We start from the raw sequence: 17,517 nt of genomic DNA, 5'->3' as shown, positions 1-17,517 counted from the left end.
GTCCCGGCGCCACGATCAGGCGGTCAATCGCAACCGCCGATCACAGCCGCCGCAACCAAACCCACGACGCCACCCGTCCCTCAATGCCGCGTCGCATTCTCCGGCGCCGGCGTCGCCCGCTTGTCGACCATGTCGGCCAACATGCCCTCGCCGCGATCGGCGTTGAACAACTCCTCCAGTTCCTTGCGCGCATCGCGCGCGGTCTGGATCAGCGCGTCTTCGTCGTCGTGGACCAGGTACTGCGCCTCGAGCATGCGTTCGTCGAGTTCGCGGAACCGCTCGACATGGTCGCGCGCGGTCTCGGCTTCCACGCCCAGTTCGATCAGCACGTCCTCGCCCAGTTTCAGGCTGGAATGGAAGGTTTCGCGCATCGGCTCGGCGCCCAGGTCCATCAGGTCCCAGGCGTGCCGGCGATCGCGCGCGCGGGCGAACACCTTGGCCTTCGGATACAGGCGCCGGATCGTGCGCACCGTGCGGATGCCGCTGTCGCGGTCGTCGATCGCGATCACGAAGATCTTGACCTGGGCCGCGCCGGCCGAACGCAGCAGTTCGGGCCGGGCCGGGTCGCCGTAGTAGATCGCATTGCCGAAGCGGCGCATGAAATCGACCTGCTCGGCGCTGTTCTCGATCGCGATGAACGGCGTGCGGTGCGCGACCAGCAGGCGCGCGATGATCTGGCCGAACCGGCCCATGCCGGCGATCAGCACCTGCGGGTGATGATCGGGAATCTCGTCGAACGGCCGCTTGGGCTTGGCCGCGGGCGCGGCGTCGAGCATGCGCTGCGCGCCGATCACCAGCAGCGGGGTCAGCGCCATCGACACGCCGACCGCGGCGATCAGACGGTCGCGGGTCGGATCGTCCAGCAGATTGGCCTTGACCGCTTCGTTGAACACGATGAAGGCGAACTCGCCGCCCAGCGACATCACCGTGGCCAACTGGAACGCGCCGCGCTTGTCCAGGCCGCCGGCGCTGATGCCCACGCCGAACAGCAGCAGGAATTTCACCGTCAGCAACGCGGCCACGATCGAACCGATCAGCAGCGGCTCGTTGAGCACGCGCTGCAGGTCGATGCTCATGCCCACGGCCATGAAGAACAGGCCCAGCAGCAGGCCCTTGAACGGCTCGATCTGCGATTCCAGCTCGTGGCGGAATTCCGAATCGGCCAGCAGCACGCCGGCCAGGAACGCGCCCAGGCCGGCCGACAGCCCGGCGGTCTGCAGGATCCACGCCGACCCCAGCACGGTCAGCAGGGCCGCGCCGGTGAACACCTCGGGCATCTGGGTGCGCGCGACGATCCGGAACACCTGGCGCAGCAGCACCCGGCCGCCGAACACCACCGCCGCGATCGCGCCGACCGCCTTGGCCACCGCGATCCAGTTCAGGCCTTCCACCGCCGCGGACTTGCCGAGCAGCGGAATCGCCGCCAGCAGCGGGATCGCCGCGAGATCCTGGAACAGCAGGATCGCGAACGCGAGCCGGCCGTAATCCGCGGCGAGCCCTTTGCGTTCGGACAACAACTGCAGGCACACCGCGGTCGAGGACAGCGCCAGGCCCAGGCCGACCACGGTCGCCGCCTTCCAGCCCAGGTGGCCGCCGAACATCGCCAGCGCGCCCAGGGCCAGGCCGCTGAGCAGCACCTGCAGGCCGCCGGCGCCGAACACCGGCTTGCGCATCACCCGCAAGCGCGCCGGCGACAGCTCCAGGCCGATCACGAACAGCATCATGACCACGCCGATTTCCGAGGCCGCGAGCACCGGTTCGGCGTCGCTGATGACTTTCACGCCATATGGGCCCAGCACCACGCCCGCGGCCAGATAGCCCAGCACCGCGCCCAGCCCGAACTTGCGGAACACCGGCACCGCGATGACCGCGGCGAGCAGAAACAACAACGCGAGTTCTAGACCGCCACCGTGCATGGGCACCTCCTGGGGGGATTATGGCGCGCTGCGCCGAGGCTGAGGTGGCGGAACGAACGCTGTGAATGCAACGCATCGTAACGAGGGCGGATGACGCCGATGGTTTGCTATGGTTGCCGGGCCGGCGGATTTCAATCGCCGGCCAGGTAATCGCGGCGCCCGGGTGCTGGTGGTAAATGGGCGACGACACAGTCGACGACACACAATCAAGGACGCAGACATGATCCATCACAGGATGTGGAATTACGTTGCGATGTGGCTGGCGATGGCGATGGCGATGGCGATGGCGATGGCGTTCGCATCGCCGGCGTTCGCGGCCGGCAAGGGCCCGGGCGCGGTGCGCAAGCAGGCCGAAATGAGCATGGTCGTGACCGGCCAGGTCCGCATCGCGGCCGACGGCCGGGTCGACGACGTGCGCATCGATCGCGAAAGCGAGATCCCCAAGGCCGTCGCCGACCTGATCCGGCAGAACGTCCCGCAATGGCGGTTCGAGCCGCTGGCGACGCCGGACGCCGCGGCCGCGACCGACACGCCGATGAACCTGCGGGTGGTCGCGCGCCGGCTGTACGGGCAGGCCGAGGAAGCCTACGAACTGCGCCTGGGCAGCGCCCATTTCGGCCGCGACGAGCCCTCGCATCTGCCCAGCCAGGCGCAGATGCAGCCGCCGACCTATCCGGAACTGGCCGCGCGTTCCAACGTATCGGGCCTGGTCTACGTGGTGGCGCGGATCGGCCGCGACGGCCGGGTCGAGGATGCCTTCGCCGAACAGGTCAACCTCAACGCGGTCGGCAGCGAAGCGCAGATGAAGCGGTTCCGCGAGCTGCTGGCCCAGTCCACGCTGACCACCGCCAGGCAGTGGCAGTTCGCGCCGCCGACCCAAGGCCCGTATGCCGATGAGGCGCACTGGCTGGTCCGGGTGCCGGTGGCCTACAAACTCAAGCGCGACAAGACCCCGGCTTACGGGCAGTGGGACCTCTACATCCCCGGTCCGCGCCAGCGCGCGCCGTGGATCGACGCCGACCACGATGCGACCGCCGGCGTCGATGCCTTCGGCGACGAGCGCATCCAATCGGTCGGTCGGGGCCGGCGTTTGCTTACGCCGATCGACCGCAACAGCTGAAGCCGCGCCGTCGCGACGACGGCTGCGAACGTCAATCTCAATGCGGGGGACGCCGCGGGCCGACACTGGTTCGAGGATTGCGATCACTCGCGTTGCATCGTCGCGACACCGCATGGACCGCTAGCCGCGTGATGTCGGGCAGGCATCGCGCCGGCACCCCATTGACGTTTTCGGAGTTCAGCCAAGGCCCGATCGACGGATGGCTCCGCATCCGCGGGCACACAAGGACGCGACCGGCATCGGTCGCACCCACCATCAAGGAGCTTCACATGCGTCGTTTCATTGCCACCACCGTGCTGTGCCTGTCCGCATTCGTCGCCCAGGCCGGCGGCGTCACCACCCTGGGCAAGATCAACTCGGTGCAGATCTGGCCCGCCCACAACGGCGTGCTGATCCAGCATCAGAACATGATCAATCCCGATGGCTGCGGCCGCAGCGATCATCTGCTGCTGCGCCCAAGCGATCCGTTCTTCAAGGAAATGTACGCGATGCTGTTGTCGGCCCAGGCCTCCGGCAAGCAGGTGCAACTGCACGTCAACGGTTGCGAGCAGAATTTCCCGGTGGTCATTGTCACCGCCGTCTTCAACTGAGGCCGGGCTCATGAACCAGCAGGCATACACCGGCGTGTCCGTCAGGGTGCAAACCGGGGTGATCGATGCCCGAATGCCGGCCGTCGCCCAAGCGCACGACAGGGAGTTCGGGCAATGAACAAGACCACGCTATCGAGTCTCGTACTGAGCGTATGCATGGCCGTACTGCCGATCGGGCAGGCTCACGCGCAACCGTCGCCCACGGCCATCATTACCTTCGATTTCGAGGGCTATTCCGACGGGTTCAGCGCTCCGTCCGCGGTGGAAGGCGCTACCCGCCGGGCAGAATTCAACGCCCAGCAGGCCGGCTATTCGGCGTGCGTATTGAAGGGGTATACCTATCAGCCTCCGAACGCGATCAACAGCCTGTATCGCGCATGGGCGACGGTGACCTGTACCAAGGACACCACGCCGCCACCGCCACCGCCGCCCTTGCCACCGCCTACGATTTATCCACCGGTGCGTAACGGCATCGACCACACGGTCAGTTGGTCGAGCAAGAGCCCGTCGCGTTATGTGCTGGAACAGGCGGTCTCCGGACGCGGCTGGAAAGAGCGCTACAAAGGCTCAGCCACCAGTTGGACCCAAACTGCCGCGGCCGTGGGCAACTACGAGTACCGGGTGCGCGATATCGGCGGTAGCGGAAGTCCGTACTCTTCTGTGGTCGTGATCATCGTGTCGGATCCGCCGCCCACGCCGACGCTGCCTGCGTCGATCCAGGTAGGGCCGAATCACACCGTGACCTGGACCGCCTCGGCGGGCGCCGATACCTATCAGCTCGATCGCGTGGGCGAGGATGGCGTGTGGGGCACGGTTTATCTCGGTCCGGTCACCCAGTGGACCGCGGTCGGCACCCAGGCCGGTACTTATCGCTACCGGGTCACCGCCTGCACCAACGCCGCCTGCAGCGCGCCATCGGCCGACAGCGTGTTCCAGGTCGTCGCCGACATTACGCCTGTGCTGAGTTTCATCATCAATCAGTAAACATCGCCGCCGTTCGCGGCCGCGATGCGGCGGTCGCGAACGATTCGATCGCGATCGGCCCGGCGTGTTGTCGTGGAAGGAAACAAAATCGTCGCCGCCGAAAATACCTGCGTGCGCTGGTACGAAGGCGAGGGCATTCAGTCGATCGTAGGCTGAAAAATACGGCACGGCCGCTGCCGCGAAAGTCGCATCGAACGCCTCCTTCGGGAGGCGTTTTTTTTGCCCGAAAAGATCGACATGACGGCGAACTTCGACGCCGTCGCAATGGCGAATACCGGCCCAATTCATTCGCAGGTTGAGCGACGGCCGACACGCACAATGACGGGCACCGCCGGTCGCGACGCGATCGGCGGGATAGCGCAGGAGCGCAATCATCTCGACCTACAGGGAGGTTCACCGTGAAGCAATGCAAGTGGATGCCGACGTTGTATCTGATGCTGACGATGGCGATGCTGAGCGGTTGCAACCCCGCCATGGACGAAATGGCGCCGCATCAGTTCGCGCTTTGGGATGCCGATGTTTCGAACGACGTGTCCACGCGCCCGCCCCGCGTCTGCGGGCCGTCGAGCGGCCATGGAACCGATTGAGGCGGCGCGCCGCGACAGTCGGCCCCCGTGCGGCGCGTAATCCTCGGCGCCGTACGGAAAAGCCAAAAACTGCATGGAAATCAGCGCGGAATTGCTCTCGTTCAGCGACGGGGGCATCATGCGAGTCCGCCCGCGGACCTGCCGCCGGCGCTCGGGGTCATGGGGATGACCCCTCCGACATGGAGCCGTGCATATGAATGCAGCAGTCGATTCGATCCTGGACGCCCACCTGCCGCGCAGCGATGCCGCCGCCAACCCGCGTCATTACGCCGGGCAAGGCGCCGCGCAGGAACACGCGCAAACCTATACCGCGCTGCTGCCCGCCGACGCCGAGTGGTCGCGCGACACCGTGCTGCGCGCGTTCGTCGCCGATGCGTTGCAACGCAACGGCCAGGTGGTCGACGAGGACACGCTCGAAGCCACCATCGCCTCGGCCTCCGCGCCCGGCGGCGCGCTGGCCGATGTCGAGCTGAGCTGGAAACTGCATCCGGGCGAAACCCGCGCCGACGGCCGCGTTGCGCCGCCGTTCCACGGTTACGAAGTGGAGTTGCCGGCGAACGCGCAGAACGCGCTGGTCGAATACTCCAAGACCTGGTCGGCGCAGCGCGACGCCAACGGCCCGGCGCCGGTCGACGAGCATCTGCGCGAACTCAAGCAGCTCGCGGTCAACGGCGGCCACGGCGACATCACCCAGACCCTGGAAGCGCTGGACGCGGCGATCAAGTCCGGCAACGCCGCCCATCTCAACGGCCAGCCGCTCGATGCGGCGGCGATGGCCGCGGTGCTGGAGTTCGCCAACCGCACCGGCCGCGAACGCGAAGCGGCGAAGATCCTCGAGCGCTACAGCGCGATCAAGGACGTGGCGCATGACGTCAGGGACATCGGCCAGAACGCCGGCCGCGTGTTCAACGGCCGCGACCCGCTGACCGGCATGCCGCTGACCACCAACCAGCGCGTCGACTCCGCGTTCGATCTGCTCAACGGCGGCTTCAAGACCGTCGGTAATATCGGCAACATCGCGACCATGTTCGGCGCGCGCAATGCGGGCCTGGTCGGCGGCCTGATCGGCATCGCGCCGATCGGCATCGCGGTGGTGGCGTTCGCCGCCGGCGCCTTCGAGCTGATCAAGCACGCGCGCGAAGCGCTGCTCAAGCCGCGCTGGGACGAATTCCGCGAGCGTTTCCCGTTCGGCGAGGGCCTGGAACCCAAGCAGGCCATCAACGGGGTGATGCGCAATATCGCCGGCATGCCGACCGACGGCGCCAATGCGCTGTCCACCGCCACGCGCGTGCTCGATGGCCTGGGCCAGAATCCGGAAACGCGCGAGCGCTTTCTGTCCTTCCTCAAGCAGAAAGTGCATCCCGAATCGCTGGTCGACGCCCTGGCCTCGGGCCAGGGCCTGGACAAGCTCACCGCGCCGCAGGCGATCCAGCTGGCGCAGTCGGCCAAGGGCTCGGCGCGCGAGTTCCTCGATCTGGAGCTCAACGACGTCAAGCGCTACGTGCGCGATCGCGACGGCGAGCGCGAGCGCGGCACCTACCTGCTGCCGCCGGAGCTGCGCGACGCGGCCAACCGCAACACCAACAAGGTCGGCGGCACGCTCGAGGAAGGCCTGCGCGTGGCCGGTATTCTCAGCAGCAGCGCGAACGCCTTGAACGGGCAGTACCGCGACATGCTCGACAAGGTCAAAGGCACCGAGATCCCGCAGAACCGGCTCAGCGAGCAGCAGCAGAAGAACCTCGCCGCGGCCTTGGTCCCGGCCGCGCGCGACGGCGGCCTGACCCAGGTCGATCACCTGCTCGCGAGCAAGGACGGCAGCAAGCTGTTCGCGGTGCAGGGCGATCTGCAATCGCCGGCGCGGCGCATGGTCACGCTCGATGTCGCCAGCGCTTCGCATCAGAGCGTGGAGACGAGCAGTCAGCTCGCCGCGCGCCACACCGCCGCGACCGAGTCGCCGACCCAGCAGCAGGCCACGCCGGGCGGCCGCGGGTTCTGATCTCGCTCTGCGGATCGGGCGTGCTTATCGATCGATAAACACGCTCGCGGCCCGAGCGATCGCCGTAAACAAAAACGCCCCGCGATGCGGGGCGTTTTCTTTGGCGCTCTTCGTCGATCTCGCGCGGTCAGCGCTTCATCGAGCTGAAGAATTCGTCGTTCGACTTGGTGGTCTTCATCTTGTCGAGCAGGAATTCCATCGCGCCGATTTCGTCCATGCCGTGCAGCAGCTTGCGCAGGATCCAAATCTTCTGCAGCAGCTCGGGCTCGATCAGCAGGTCTTCGCGACGGGTGCCGGAACGGTTGATGTCGATCGCCGGGTATACGCGCTTTTCGGCGATACGGCGGTTCAAGTGGACTTCCGAGTTGCCGGTGCCCTTGAACTCTTCGTAGATCACCTCGTCCATCTTGCTGCCGGTGTCGATCAGGGCGGTGGCGATGATCGTCAGCGAGCCGCCTTCCTCGACGTTACGCGCGGCGCCGAAGAATCGCTTCGGACGGTGCAGGGCGTTGGCGTCGACGCCGCCCGACAGCACCTTGCCCGAACTCGGCACGACGTTGTTGTAGGCGCGGGCCAGGCGGGTGATCGAGTCGAGCAGGATCACCACGTCCTTCTTGTGTTCGACCAGGCGCTTGGCGCGCTCGATCACCATCTCGGCGACCTGCACGTGGCGCGCGGCCGGTTCGTCGAAGGTCGAGGAAACCACTTCGCCGCGCACGGTGCGCTGCATTTCGGTCACTTCTTCCGGACGCTCGTCGACCAGCAGCACGATCAGGTGCACGTCGGGATGGTTGTGCGTGATCGCGGTGGCGACCTGCTGCATCATCATCGTCTTACCGGCCTTGGGCGGCGAGACGATCAGCGCGCGCTGGCCTTTGCCCTGCGGCGCCATCAGGTCGAGGATGCGGCCGGTGATGTCCTCGGTCGAACCGTCGGCGCGCTCGAGCTTGAACTTGCGGCGCGGGAACAGCGGGGTCAGGTTTTCGAACAGGACCTTGTTCTTCGACGCTTCCAGCGGCTCGCCGTTGATGCTGTCGACGACCGACAGGGCGAAATAGCGTTCGCCGTCCTTCGGGAAGCGGATGCGGCCGGACAGGTGATCGCCGGTGCGCAGGTTGAAGCGGCGGATCTGGCTGGGCGAGATGTAGGTATCGTCCGGGCCGGCGAGGTAGCTCGCCTCGGCCGCGCGCAGGAAGCCGAAGCCGTCGGGCAGGATTTCCAGCACGCCGTCGGCGGCGACGCCTTCGCCGTGGCGGGTCAGCACTTTCAGCAGGGCGAAGATCACGTCCTGCTTGCGCGCGCGGGCGACGCCTTCCTGGATGCTCAGCTGGTCGGCCAGATCCATCAGCTTCGGCGCGGGCATGCGCTTGAGGTCGCCCAGCGAGTACTGCGGGAAGCCCTCGGGCACCTGCGGGTGCGGACGCGGGACGAAGTTCTCGCCGTTGTCGAAATCGTCGCCGCCGCCGCGCTGCTGCGGACGGTTGTTGCCGCCACCACCGCCGCCACCGCCACCGCCACCGCTGCGATCGCGGTCGCGACGGTTACGGAAACGGTCGCGGCGATTGTTGCCGCCACGGTTGGCGTCGTAGGCGCCGTCGCGCTGCTGGCCCTGCTGGTTCTGGCCTTGCTGCTGCTGACCGCCATTGCCGTCGTGACCGTGCGAGGCGGACGAATCGCTGGCGCCGGAGGCGGCCGGAGCGGAATCGCCGCCGGCATGCGCGGCCGGAGCGGGGGCTTTGGGAGCGACCGGCGCGGCGGGCGCGCTGGAGGATTCGGATGCGGCGGCCGGAGCCGGGGCGGCGGGTGCGGGTTTGGCCGGCGCGGGCACGACAGGTGCCGGCGCGGCGGGGGCCGGTCTGGCCGGAATCAGTGGGCTGGCATCGCTCACGACGGCCGGAGCGGCGTCGGCGGTTTTGCTGGCGCGCGGTTTACGCACGCGCTTCTCGGCGGTATCGCCAGCGTCGGGGGTCTTATCGGACAAGCGGAGGTTCCTCGCTAAGCGGCGAGCGCTCGCATCGGGCGAGCGGGACGTCAGGGACGTGGGTTGATGATGAGTATCTAGACGGGGTGCGGCGTGGGGACGCGAAGTCCGACGCCGGGTGTTGCGAAACTAGCACTGCTGCCGCGTGGCGGCAAGCTTCCCGGGCTATACCGTTCACGTTGCCGGGTCGGGCCCGGAACGCACGCGCCCGGGGCGGGCGCATGCGTCACGCGGTTCAGATCACGCGCTTCAGATGGCCTTGTCGATCATCTGGGTGAGCAGCGACTTGATGTTCGGCGGCGCGCCCAACTGGCTGGAATGGACCTGGCCGTCCTTGAACATCAGCAGCATGGGGATGCTGCGCACGTTATAGCGAACGCCCAGCGACGGGAATTCCTGCACGTCGACCTTCACCACCTTGGCCTTGCCCTGGTACTGGTCGGCGAGCTGCTCGACGATCGGGCCGATCGCCTTGCACGGGCCGCACCACGGGGCCCAGAAATCGACCAGGACGGGTTCGGACGACTGCAGCACGGTGGCGTCGAAGTCGGAATCGCCAGCATGCAGAACTTTTTCGCTCACGGGGGTCTCCTGCGGGGGTGCCAGATCCATACGGATCAGGCTAATCTAGAATGGAACCCCGGGCGGCCCATGCCGGGCGGGGGCTTACGCTAAACTGGGGCGTTTCGCGGCACCTTCAAGGGCTGCGCCACGGCCTCATCGAGCCTGCCTTCAGAGTTCAACTCGGGCGCCGGCTCGGCCCCGGCAGTCTGCTTCGCCGACGCCACCCACGCAAGCGACACTCTACGGCGCCTGATCGGCGCGGACTTCTGAAACGCATGAGCGACAAGCCTTTAACCGATATCACTTTCTCCTCGTTCGACCTGCACCCGACCCTGTTGGCCGGCCTCGAAGCCGCCGGGTTCTCGCGCTGCACGCCGATTCAGGCCCTGACCCTGCCGCTGGCGCTGACCGGGCGCGATGTCGCCGGCCAGGCGCAGACCGGCACCGGTAAGACGCTGGCGTTCCTGGTCGCGGTGATCAACCGCCTGCTGACCAGCCCGGCCCTGGCCGAGCGCAAGCCCGAGGACCCGCGCGCGCTGATCCTGGCGCCGACCCGCGAACTGGCGATCCAGATCCACAAGGACGCGGTCAAGTTCGGTTCCGACCTCGGCCTGAAATTCGCCCTGGTCTACGGCGGCGTGGACTACGACAAACAGCGCGAAATCCTGCAGAGCGGCGCCGACGTCATCATCGCGACCCCGGGCCGCCTGATCGACTACGTTAAGCAGCACAAGGTCGTGTCGCTGCACGCCTGCGAGATCTGCGTGCTCGACGAAGCCGACCGCATGTTCGACCTGGGCTTCATCAAGGACATCCGCTTCCTGCTGCGGCGCATGCCGATCCGCACCGAGCGCCAGACCCTGCTGTTCTCGGCCACGCTGAGCCATCGCGTGCTGGAACTGGCCTACGAGCACATGAACGAGCCCGAGAAGCTCGTGGTCGAGACCGAGTTCATCACCGCGGCCAAGGTCCGGCAGAAGGTGTACTTCCCGTCCGACGAAGAAAAGATCCCGCTGCTGCTGGGCCTGCTGTCGCGCAGCGAAGGCGCGCGCACCATGGTGTTCGTCAACACCAAGGTCTGGGTGGAGCGCGTGGCGCGTTCGCTCGAGCGCGGCGGGTATCGCGTCGGCGTGCTGTCGGGCGACGTGCCGCAGAAGAAGCGCGAATCGCTGCTCAACAAGTTCCAGAAGGGCCAGCTGGAAATCCTGGTCGCCACCGACGTGGCCGCGCGCGGCCTGCACATCGACGGCGTCAGCCACGTCTACAACTACGATCTGCCGTTCGACGCGGAAGACTACGTGCACCGCATCGGCCGCACCGCGCGCCTGGGCGCCGAGGGCGACGCGATCAGCTTCGCCTGCGAACGCTATGCGATGAGCCTGCCCGACATCGAGGCCTACATCGAGCAGAAGCTGCCGACCGCGCCGGTCGACGCCGAGCTGCTGGTGTCGCTGCCGCGCACGCCGCGCGAAGTGCCGGCGGGCGAGGAAGGCGAGGAGAACGAAAGCATCGGCGCGATCTTCAAGGAAGCGCGCGAACAGCGCGCCGCCGATGAAGAACGCCGTGGCGGCGGTCGCAGCCGCAGCGGTTCCGGCGGTCCCGGCGCGGGCCGTGGCGGGCGCAGCGAAGGTCGCCGCGATGGCGCGCCGCCGCGTCGTCCGCGCAGCGAAGGCGGTCCGGCCAAGAGCACCGAGGTCAAGCCGGTCGAAGGCGCTCCCGCGCAGGACGGCGCGCCGGCCGCGCCGCGTCCGCCGCGCAAGCCGCGGGTCGAAGGCGCGGCGGTCAATCCCGATGCCGCGGCCGCCAACCCCGCCGCCGCCGAAGGCGAACGCGCGCCGCGCAAGCGTCGTCGCCGTCGCGGTGGTCGCCGGATCGAAGGCGCCGAAGGCGCGCAGGCGGCCGCGAATGCGGCGGCGCCGACGGCCAAGCCGGTTGCCGCCAACAAGCCGGCCGCGGCCAAGCCCGCGGCGGCGTCGGCACCGGCCGCTTCGGGCGACGGCAAGCCGTCGTTGCTGGGCCGGATCGGCCGCAAGCTCAAGTCGCTGGTCGCGCGTCCGCCGCGTACGCAGCACTGATCGGCGGATCGATTCGCGAAGCGGCGCAACGCCGCTTCGCTTTCGTGTTCGGCATGCTGGCTGCGAATTGATCGCGGCATGGCGGTGATGGTCATGCCGCGGCAAAGCGCTTGATCTCCGCATTCGCGGGATGACGAGCGCTGTCCGGTCGTCGCGGTTCCGCGATCGGCGCAACGACGGACAAGCCCCGCGTTCGTGCCGATCACGGCAAGAACCCCGCATTCGCGGGGTTCTTGAGCAAAAGCCGAACCGCGAATCCGCGCATGCGCGAGGCAGCGATCGCGCTCGGATTGGCGGGCCGGGCCTATTGGGTGCGGCTCAAGAACACCGACCAGGTATTCGGCGAGGTTTCCAGCAACTGGAACACGTCCAGGTCGCCGTCGCTGTCGACATCCAGCAACTGATACTGATTGCTGTGATTGGGCGAGGCCGGCCAACCCACGCCGAACGAACCGCCCGCGTACGGCCAGGCCACGAACACGCCGCCGACGCCGGGTTCGTAGTGGCCGCGACGGCCGCTGCCCGCGGCGTTGCACCAGATCGTCATGCGGTAGTTCGGCACGGTGTTGGTGAAGAACGGAAACACGATGAAACGGGCGTTGCCGTAACCGGTCGAGCCGGCCGGGCAGGCGAGGGTGCCGATGTTGATCGGCGCGTCGTACTGTTCGGCGCGCGCGCCGCCGCTGGGCAGCAGGCCCAGGGCGAGCAGGGCGGCGAGGGCGAGCGAGGTCTTGGTCGTGAGCATGGCGTCTGACTCCATTGAAGGATGGCAAGCGGTTCCGATCGGCCCGGCGGGTCGATGGCGTGCGTTGCAATGTCGGACGTGCGCGGTGTTGCGAGTCCCGCGTGGACAGGGCGTCGCGCGCGGCGGCGCGGCCCGGCGCGGCGGTGGTAGCGGTCGTGAAGCGGGTGCCGGCCTGTGGCGCCCGCGAGGGCGGCCGGTCGATGTCGTCGATGCGCGTCCGCGTGGCTGCGACGACCGCAGCGCGAACATAGGCCAAACGCAAAAGCCGAAACGTGATGATTTCCGGCGATTCGCTCTGCGATACTCCCGGCCATGACCGTATTGCGCTTCGACAACGTCAGCAAACGCTACAGCAGCGCCCACGAGGCCTTGAGCGAAGTCAGCTTCGAGGTGGCCCCGGGCGAGATGCTGTTCGTGACCGGCCACTCCGGCGCGGGCAAAAGCACCTTGCTCAAGCTGATCCACCTCAGCGAGCGGCCCAGCCGCGGCGCGGTGCTGTTCGGCGAACGAAATCTGCTCAAGGTCGGCGGGCGTCGCATCGCCCTGCACCGGCGCGAGGTCGGGGTGGTGTTTCAAGACCATCGCCTGCTCGCCGATCGCAGCGTCGCCGACAACGTGGCCCTGCCGCTGTTGCTGCGCGGCCTGCGCCGCGCCGACATCGGCCGGCGCGTGCGCACGACCCTGGAGAAAGTCGGCCTGGGCGCGCGCGCGACCGCGCTGCCGGGCGAATTGTCGGCCGGCGAACAACAGCGGGTGGGGATCGCGCGCGCGATCATCGGCGAGCCGCGGCTGTTGGTCGCCGACGAACCCACCGGCAACCTCGACCCGACCCTGTCGGCCGAAATCATGACCTTGTTCCAGTCCTTGCCCGAGCGCGGCACCAGCGTGCTGGTCGCCAGCCACGATCTCGCGTTGGTCAAGCGCATGCGCAAGCGCGTGCTGGTGTTGAACCACGGCCGCCTGGTGGACGATATCGCGCCCGAGGACCTGGCCGAATGAGCAGCGTGAATTCTTCCGGGACGACTTCAGAACCGATCCCCGGCGCCGACCGCGAGATCGACATCGCGATCGATTCGGCGCCGCAGTCGCGTTTCGGCGCGTGGCTCGATCATCACCTCTACAGCTTGGTCGCCAGCCTCGGCCGCCTGCTGCGCAAGCCATGGGCGGCGTTGCTGACCATTGGCGTGATGGCGGTGGCGCTGGCGCTGCCGCTGGGGCTGTGGGCGGCGTTGAACAACGTCGAACGTTTCGCCGGCGACGTGCAGCGCTCGCGCCAGATCAGCCTGTTCCTCAAACCCGAGGTCAAGCTCGAACGCGCCCGCGCCCTGGCCGAGGAACTGCGCGCGCGGCCCGAGGTCGGCGCGGTCGATCTGCGCACGCCCGAACAAGGCCTGGCCGATCTGCGCGAGAAAAGCGGCCTGGGCGACACGCTGTCGGCGATCGAGGGCAACCCGCTGCCGAGCCTGCTGGTGGTGACGCCCAAGGGCGACGAACTGGCCCTGGCGCAATCGCTGGAACAACTGGCCGAGGCCGATCTGGTCCAGCACGATGCCGGCTGGCGCCAGCGCCTGGACGGCTGGCTGCGGTTCGGCAGCCGCCTGGCCTGGGTGCTTGCGGCGATGCTGGGCCTGGGCGCCTTGCTGGTGGTCGGCAATACCGTGCGCCTGGACATCCAGTCGCGGCGTGACGAAATCGGCGTGCTGCAATTGCTCGGCGCCACCGACGGCTTCATCCGCCGTCCGTTCCTGTACCTGGGCGCCTGCTACGGCCTGGCCGCCGGCGCGGTCGCGCTGGCCTTGCTGACCGTGGCCGACCACAGCCTGCGCGAGCCCTTGACCGCGCTCGCGCTCAGTTACGGCAGTCACTTCCAGCTGCAGGGCTTCGAGCTGGGACCGGCGCTGGCGATCCTGGCCGGCGCCGCCGCGCTGGGCTGGCTGGGGGCGGGGCTGGTGACCGGCCACTACCTGCGTCAGACCCGGGCCGGGCAGGGCTGAATCGGCCGCGGAGCCGACCGAGCTTTTTGTGAGAGGGGTTTCAGCCCCGACGCTGTCCGCTCAGGTCGCCATGCGCTGTGTGTCTAGATCGGTCCGAGGGCGTCGGGTCTTAGCCCTGCCGCCGCCGCCAAAACGCCCGCCCGTGTGCGTTTCGAAGTTGCATCGCACCGGCCTCATCGAGCCTCGCCCGGCCACGCACGCCGCCGCGCCATCGCGTGCCGCAACTCGACACAAGGCCGGTTTCGCCGACACACGGTTGCCATGATGTTGCGCAAGGCTCGGAATCGAACCCCGCTTGCGCCTAGAATCGTGCTCCCCCGCATGATCCTCACTCGGTTCCGCGCAGGCGCTCCGCGCCCCGCCTGTTCCGCGTCGCCGAGACGGTATTGTCCACACGTATGCACAGCCAGAATCTTCGCCACTTCGATAACACCTCGCCCCGCGTGATGGTGGTCGACGGTTCCAAACTGGTTCGCAAGCTCATCGCCGACGTGTTGCTGCGCGAATTGCCCAATGCGCGCATCGTCCAGTGCGGCAGCATCATCGAGGCGCGGGTCGCGCTCGATCACGGCGAGGTCGATCTGGTCACCACCGCGCTGGTCCTGCCCGACGGCGACGGCATCGCGCTCGCGCGCGCCGTGCGCGAGGCGGCCACGCAGGCCTACGTACCGGTGATCGTGGTGTCCGGCGACGCCCAGGCGCATCTGGAAGCGCGCCGTTTCACCGAGGACGTCACCGATTATTTCGACAAATCGCTCGGCCCCAGCGCGCTGGCCGAATTCATCCGCGGCTACGTGCAGCCGCAGGCGATTCCGGGCGCGCGCGTGCTGTACGTCGAAGACAGCCGGGTGGTCGCGGTCGCGACCAAGCGCATGCTCGAACGCCATGCGCTGCAGGTGCTGCATTTCATCGGCGTGGAAGAAGCGCTGGAGCATCTGGAAGCGCACCGCGCCAGCGGCCGCGACGGCGGCGATGCCGGCGCCGATCTGGTGCTGACCGACGTTTACCTGAAGGGCGAGTTGGGCGGCAAGGACCTGCTCGCGCGACTGCGCAACGACTTCGGCTACGGCAAGCGGCGTCTGCCGGTGCTGGTGATGACCGGCGACGCCAATCGCGACAACCAGAGCGAATTGCTGCGCGCCGGCGCCAACGACCTGGTGCTCAAGCCGATCGAGGAGCGCCTGCTGGTGACCAAGACCTTGTTCCAGCTGCGCCTGGCGCGGCTGTCCGAACCGGTCGCGGCGGTGACGGCATGAGCGACGGCGACCGCGGCATCAAACTCGAACCCTCGTGGAAGCAGCGCGTCGGCGACTGGTTCGCGCGCGACGACATGCAGGCGTTGTCGGCCTTCCTGCGCGAGCGCAAGGCCGCGGGCGCGCGGATCTTCCCGCCGGGGCCGCAGATCTTCGCCGCGTTCGACGCCACGCCGTTCGATCAGGTGAAAGTGGTGATCCTCGGCCAGGACCCGTACCACGGTTACGGCCAGGCCCACGGCCTGTGCTTCTCGGTGCTGCCCGGCGTGTCGGTGCCGCCGTCGCTCGACAACATCTTCAAGGAAATCCACCGCGACCTCGGCATCACCCGGCCCGATCACGGCTATCTGATGCCGTGGGCGCATCGCGGCGTGCTGTTGCTCAACGCCGTGCTGACGGTCGAAGAAGGCCGCGCCGGCGCGCATCAGGGCAAGGGTTGGGAAGGCTTCACCGATCACGTGGTCGATGTGCTCAATCGCGAGCGCGAAGGCCTGGTGTTCCTGCTGTGGGGCAGCTATGCCCAGGCCAAGGGCAAGGTAATCGACCCGCGCCGGCATCGCGTGCTCAAGGCGCCGCATCCCTCGCCGTTGTCGGCGCACCGCGGCTTCATCGGCTGCGGGCATTTCTCCGCCGCCAACGAGTACCTGTCCAAGCAAGGCCAGCCCGAGATCGACTGGACCTTGCCGCCGCGCAGCGCGCTGTAACCGGACGCGTCTTCGTCCTGACCGTTGCCGAATGACGCATGTGCGTGCATACCGCTGAGCGATGCGAAGCCACGTGGCCGGCGCCGGGTTTGCCCGCGCCGGCCGCGCCTGCTCAGGCTTCGTCCTGGCTGGCCATCAACGACGCCAGCAGTTCCTCATTGTCGTCCGACGAGCACACCGCCAGCACCGTGGCCGCGTCGCAGCCCTCGGCCAGCACATAGGCCTGGCCCATGTTCGAGTCGATGTAGCTGCCTTCGCCGGTCTGCAGCACGGTGGTGTCGTAGTACTCGGTGTGCAAGGCGACCGCGCCTTTGAGCACGTACACGAACTCCTCGCCCGAACGGCGCACGAAGCCGCCGAATTCCTTGAGGTTGCGCGCGCGGATGTGGCTGATCACCGGCGTCATGCGTTTGCGCCGCAGTTCCGAGCACAGGTAGTAGGAGTCGTAGTTCTTGCCGGTCACCCGCATCGCGTCGCGGATGCGGCCGATGCTGCGGCGGGCGGTGACCGTGCGGCGTGGCGGCGTGGGGGTTTCGGCGAACAGCTCGGACATGCTGATGTCCAGACGCTGGCTCAGCTGCAGCAGCTTGTCGTAGGTCAGGGACAGCCGGTCGTGTTCGATCTTGGACAGTGTCGACAGCGGGATTCCCGAGTGCTGGCTCATCTGTTTCAACGTCCACTGGTTGCGGGCGCGCAGCGAGCGCAGCAGGCCGCCGATGGTCGGTTGTTGCGACTTCATCCGTATCTCCGGTTTGGCGGCGAGATCGGGACTGGTCGGGCGGGACGAGGCCAACGGATATCGCCGGGACATCTGGGCGGTTGAGAAGCATTGCCAAGTCACGCGATATCTGCAGATAAATGTATGCGGATCGGACTTGTTGCGTCTCTCCGTGGAGAACTTTCTCACATTTAGTGATGACTTGCCCCGTATCGCCAATTTCGGGCCGGGCGTCTCCAGAGCTTCTGAGACAAGACGATTGCCGAGCGTGTCCGCGCCAGCGGCGCGGC

General features: G+C 67.6%; 16 protein-coding genes. 11 read left to right on the top strand and 5 right to left on the bottom strand.

The genetic code is table 11. The features are described from left to right. Nucleotides 1–80: 80 nt before the first annotated feature. On the bottom strand, nt 81–1,916 hold the full coding sequence (locus tag IEQ11_RS23260; protein WP_036113160.1) for a monovalent cation:proton antiporter-2 (CPA2) family protein: 1,836 nt from the start codon (nt 1,914–1,916) through the stop codon (nt 81–83). A 220-nt stretch (nt 1,917–2,136) separates the two neighbouring features. On the opposite strand from IEQ11_RS23260, the gene IEQ11_RS23255 reads away from it, so the two are divergent. The 6 genes from IEQ11_RS23255 (at nt 2,137) to IEQ11_RS23230 (ending at nt 7,193) form a co-directional block, all read left to right on the top strand. Next, the gene (locus IEQ11_RS23255; protein ID WP_191823559.1) at nt 2,137–3,036 is read left to right on the top strand and encodes an energy transducer TonB; all 900 of its coding nucleotides are present in this window, start codon (nt 2,137–2,139) and stop codon (nt 3,034–3,036) included. 269 nt (nt 3,037–3,305) lie between these two features. Beyond that, nucleotides 3,306–3,626, top strand: a complete 321-nt coding sequence (locus IEQ11_RS23250; protein ID WP_191823558.1) for a hypothetical protein — start codon at nt 3,306–3,308, stop codon at nt 3,624–3,626. A 114-nt stretch (nt 3,627–3,740) separates the two neighbouring features. After that, nucleotides 3,741–4,610 carry a hypothetical protein gene (locus tag IEQ11_RS23245; RefSeq protein WP_191823557.1) on the top strand — a complete coding sequence of 290 codons (870 nt, stop codon included), beginning with the start codon at nt 3,741–3,743 and terminating at the stop codon, nt 4,608–4,610. 219 nt (nt 4,611–4,829) lie between these two features. Next, on the top strand, nt 4,830–5,012 hold the full coding sequence (locus IEQ11_RS23240; protein ID WP_191823556.1) for a hypothetical protein: 183 nt from the start codon (nt 4,830–4,832) through the stop codon (nt 5,010–5,012). Beyond that, the gene (locus IEQ11_RS23235) at nt 5,009–5,197 is read left to right on the top strand and encodes a hypothetical protein (protein ID WP_191823555.1); all 189 of its coding nucleotides are present in this window, start codon (nt 5,009–5,011) and stop codon (nt 5,195–5,197) included. The genes IEQ11_RS23240 and IEQ11_RS23235 overlap by 4 nt, the downstream gene beginning before the upstream one ends. 193 nt (nt 5,198–5,390) lie before the next feature. Next, nucleotides 5,391–7,193, top strand: coding sequence for an XVIPCD domain-containing protein (locus IEQ11_RS23230; protein WP_191823554.1), 1,803 nt, complete (start codon nt 5,391–5,393; stop codon nt 7,191–7,193). A gap of 127 nt (nt 7,194–7,320) precedes the next feature. Here IEQ11_RS23230 and rho read toward each other — a convergent pair whose 3' ends face one another. Beyond that, nucleotides 7,321–9,129 carry a transcription termination factor Rho gene (gene rho / locus IEQ11_RS23225; RefSeq protein ID WP_425494694.1) on the bottom strand — a complete coding sequence of 603 codons (1,809 nt, stop codon included), beginning with the start codon at nt 9,127–9,129 and terminating at the stop codon, nt 7,321–7,323. Between the two features lie 294 nt (nt 9,130–9,423). Next, nucleotides 9,424–9,756 carry a thioredoxin gene (trxA, locus tag IEQ11_RS23220; protein WP_036113311.1) on the bottom strand — a complete coding sequence of 111 codons (333 nt, stop codon included), beginning with the start codon at nt 9,754–9,756 and terminating at the stop codon, nt 9,424–9,426. 257 nt (nt 9,757–10,013) lie between these two features. Here trxA and rhlB point away from each other — a divergent pair, with 257 nt between their 5' ends. After that, nucleotides 10,014–11,813 carry an ATP-dependent RNA helicase RhlB gene (gene rhlB / locus IEQ11_RS23215; protein WP_191823552.1) on the top strand — a complete coding sequence of 600 codons (1,800 nt, stop codon included), beginning with the start codon at nt 10,014–10,016 and terminating at the stop codon, nt 11,811–11,813. Between the two features lie 304 nt (nt 11,814–12,117). Here rhlB and IEQ11_RS23210 read toward each other — a convergent pair whose 3' ends face one another. Beyond that, the gene (locus IEQ11_RS23210; RefSeq protein WP_191823551.1) at nt 12,118–12,558 is read right to left on the bottom strand and encodes a hypothetical protein; all 441 of its coding nucleotides are present in this window, start codon (nt 12,556–12,558) and stop codon (nt 12,118–12,120) included. A gap of 312 nt (nt 12,559–12,870) precedes the next feature. On the opposite strand from IEQ11_RS23210, the gene ftsE reads away from it, so the two are divergent. The 4 genes from ftsE to ung all read left to right on the top strand — a co-directional run bounded on the left by ftsE (nt 12,871) and on the right by ung (nt 16,509). Then, nucleotides 12,871–13,557 carry a cell division ATP-binding protein FtsE gene (ftsE, locus tag IEQ11_RS23205; RefSeq protein WP_191823550.1) on the top strand — a complete coding sequence of 229 codons (687 nt, stop codon included), beginning with the start codon at nt 12,871–12,873 and terminating at the stop codon, nt 13,555–13,557. Next, nucleotides 13,554–14,552 (top strand): permease-like cell division protein FtsX, encoded by a 999-nt coding sequence (gene ftsX / locus IEQ11_RS23200; protein WP_191823549.1) that lies wholly within the window; start codon nt 13,554–13,556, stop codon nt 14,550–14,552. Before ftsE ends, ftsX begins: the two co-directional genes overlap by 4 nt. Before the next feature lie 398 nt (nt 14,553–14,950). After that, nucleotides 14,951–15,808, top strand: coding sequence for a response regulator (locus IEQ11_RS23195; RefSeq protein WP_036113187.1), 858 nt, complete (start codon nt 14,951–14,953; stop codon nt 15,806–15,808). After that, nucleotides 15,805–16,509 (top strand): uracil-DNA glycosylase, encoded by a 705-nt coding sequence (ung, locus tag IEQ11_RS23190; protein ID WP_191823548.1) that lies wholly within the window; start codon nt 15,805–15,807, stop codon nt 16,507–16,509. Before IEQ11_RS23195 ends, ung begins: the two co-directional genes overlap by 4 nt. A gap of 112 nt (nt 16,510–16,621) precedes the next feature. Here ung and IEQ11_RS23185 read toward each other — a convergent pair whose 3' ends face one another. Continuing rightward, entirely contained in the window at nt 16,622–17,248 is a 627-nt protein-coding gene (locus IEQ11_RS23185) for a helix-turn-helix domain-containing protein (RefSeq protein ID WP_046658224.1), read from the bottom strand. Nucleotides 17,249–17,517: the final 269 nt, after the last annotated feature.

Source organism: Lysobacter capsici, from assembly GCF_014779555.2.
In the GTDB taxonomy this organism is placed as follows: Bacteria; Pseudomonadota; Gammaproteobacteria; order Xanthomonadales; family Xanthomonadaceae; genus Lysobacter; species Lysobacter capsici.
This window is presented reverse-complemented; position numbering and strand designations above follow the sequence as displayed.